The organism is Pseudomonas sp. 2VD (assembly GCF_005503585.1).
In the GTDB taxonomy this organism is placed as follows: Bacteria; Pseudomonadota; Gammaproteobacteria; order Pseudomonadales; family Pseudomonadaceae; genus Pseudomonas; species Pseudomonas aeruginosa.
The window spans coordinates 1-2,069 of the sequence record NZ_SCND01000591.1 but is presented as its reverse complement, the minus strand read 5'-3'; the positions used below and the strand labels follow the sequence as shown (position 1 = coordinate 2,069).

The 2,069-nt window shown below is 66.7% G+C and carries 3 protein-coding genes; all 3 read right to left on the bottom strand.

The genetic code is table 11. The features are described from left to right. The coding region (locus FFS27_RS33935) for a hypothetical protein (RefSeq protein ID WP_256659869.1) at positions 1–112 on the bottom strand (112 nt) is incomplete at its 3' end. Between the two features lie 279 nt (positions 113–391). Then, a complete protein-coding gene (gene hemH, locus FFS27_RS32125) occupies positions 392–1,414 on the bottom strand; it encodes a ferrochelatase (RefSeq protein WP_021264089.1) in 1,023 nt (340 codons plus the stop codon). After that, positions 1,411–2,069, bottom strand: a 659-nt coding sequence (locus tag FFS27_RS32120; protein WP_137952520.1) for a TIGR01777 family oxidoreductase, incomplete at its 5' end; no start/stop codon positions are given. The genes FFS27_RS32120 and hemH, both read right to left, overlap by 4 nt.

Genomic DNA, 2,069 nt, shown 5'->3' with positions numbered 1-2,069 from the left:
GCAGGTTGAGGATCTGCCGATCGATGAAGGACAGCACATAGGCGACCATGAGGATCGCCACCGTGGTCCAGGCCGCAAGGTTGGAGGGATAGCCGTTATTGTTGTTATGCATGCCGAACTCCTGGACGCCGCCGAAGCGGCGGATGCGAAGGGAGGGTCGACAGGCAGGATAAGCCGGCAACATCCGGGCTTATACCCAGGGCAAGGGACTATAGAACTGCTGAATGCGGGAAGCGGGTTCCGGCGAATGACCGCCAGGTCATTCGCCGCCGCGTGCGCTCAGAGCCTGTTCAGCATCTCGCGAGCTGGGCGGGGAAGCGGAGCTGACGAGCGGCAAATGAGCACTTCAAAGCCGTCATACCGCGCCGCGCAGCGGATCATGAACAGGCTCTCAGAGCGGCCTGGCCAGGCGCCCGCTCATATCGGCCAGGGCGCCGACCCAGGCGGGATGGTCGTTGAGGCAGGGAATCAGCACCAGGTCCTCGCCGCCGGCGCTGATGAACTGCTCGCGGCCGCGCATGCCGATTTCCTCCAGAGTCTCGATGCAGTCGGCGACGAACGCCGGGCACATCACCAGCAGGCGCTTCACCCCACGCTGCACCAGTTCGTCGAGCTTGGCGTCGGTATAGGGCTCGATCCACTTGGCGCGCCCCAGGCGCGACTGGAACGCCACCGACCAGCGCCCCTGCTCCAGGCCGGCGCGCTCGGCGAAGGCCTCGGCGGTGCGCAGGCACTGGCTGCGGTAGCAGAGGGCGAGGGCTTCGGGGCTGACGTTGCGGCTGTTCTCGGCCAGCAGGTCGTGGGCAGGATCCTTCACCAGTTTGCGGATGTGCCGCTCGGGCAAGCCATGGAAGCTCAGCAACAGATGGTCGTGGGGCTGCTGCAGGTACGGACGCACGCTTTCCACCAGGGCATCGAGGTAGACCGGCTGGTCGTAGAACGGCGGCAGCGTGCTGACCTCCAGGCCCAGGCGATGGGCGGCGATCACCCGGCGCACCTCCTGTTCGGCGGTGGTCGTGGTGCTGTCGGCGAACTGTGGATACAGCGGCGCCAGGGTCACCCGCCGGATACCGCGGCGCGCCAGGTCGAGCAGGACCTTCTCGATGGCCGGCTGGCCGTAGCGCATCGCCAGTTCCACCGGTCCATGCGGCCAGTGCGGCTTCATCGCTTCCTGCAGGCGACGACTGAGGACGATCAGTGGCGACCCTTCGTCCCACCAGATCGAGCTGTAGGCGTGCGCCGATTCGGCCGGACGCTTGATCAGGATCAGCGACACTAGCAGGCGCCGCAGCGGCCAGGGTAGGTCGACCACGTAGGGATCCATGAGGAACTGGTCGAGATAGCGGCGGACATCCTCCACCCGGGTCGAATCCGGGGAGCCCAGGTTGAGCAACAGCAGGGCATTCTCGGTCATGCCTGATCCTTTCGTCGGGCGTCCAGGACATCGGCCAGCGCCACGTCCAGGTCGGTGAATTGAAAACGGTAGCCGGCGTCCTGCAAGCGTTGCGGCAAGGCTCGCTGGCCGCCGAGCAGCAATCCGGACATTTCTCCCAGCCCGAGGCGCAGGACGAACCCGGGGGTCGGTATCCGCGCCGGCTTGTGCAGCGCCCGGCCCAGGGCCTTGGCGAAATCGCGGTTGCGCACCGGGTTGGGAGCGCACGCATTATAGGGACCGCTGGCATCGGGCCGCCGCAAAAGAAAATCGATCAGCTCGATTTGATCCTCGATATGAATCCACGGCATCCATTGCCGGCCGTCACCCAGCGGTCCGCCCAGGCCGAGCCGGTAGAGCGGCAACAGGCGCCCGAGGAAGCCGCCCTCGGGGGCCAGCACCAGGCCGGTGCGCAACAGCACGACACGGGTGCCGAGCTTCTCCGCCTCGCGGGCGATCTGCTCCCAGGCTAGGCATAGCTCGCTGGCGAAATCCTCGCCGGCCGCCGCCCCCTCCTCGGTCACCGGGCGCTCGCCGCTGTCGCCATACCAACCCACCGCAGAACCCGATAACAGAAGGTCCGGGCGCTGCTCACGAGCGTCCAGCCATTCCACCAGGCGCTCGGTAAGGCGTACCC

What these genes read in the sequence shown, in the direction of transcription:
- hemH (WP_021264089.1), bottom strand. Translation starts at nt 1,414, where the DNA reads ATGACCGAGAATGCCCTGCTGTTGCTCAACCTGGGCTCCCCGGATTCG.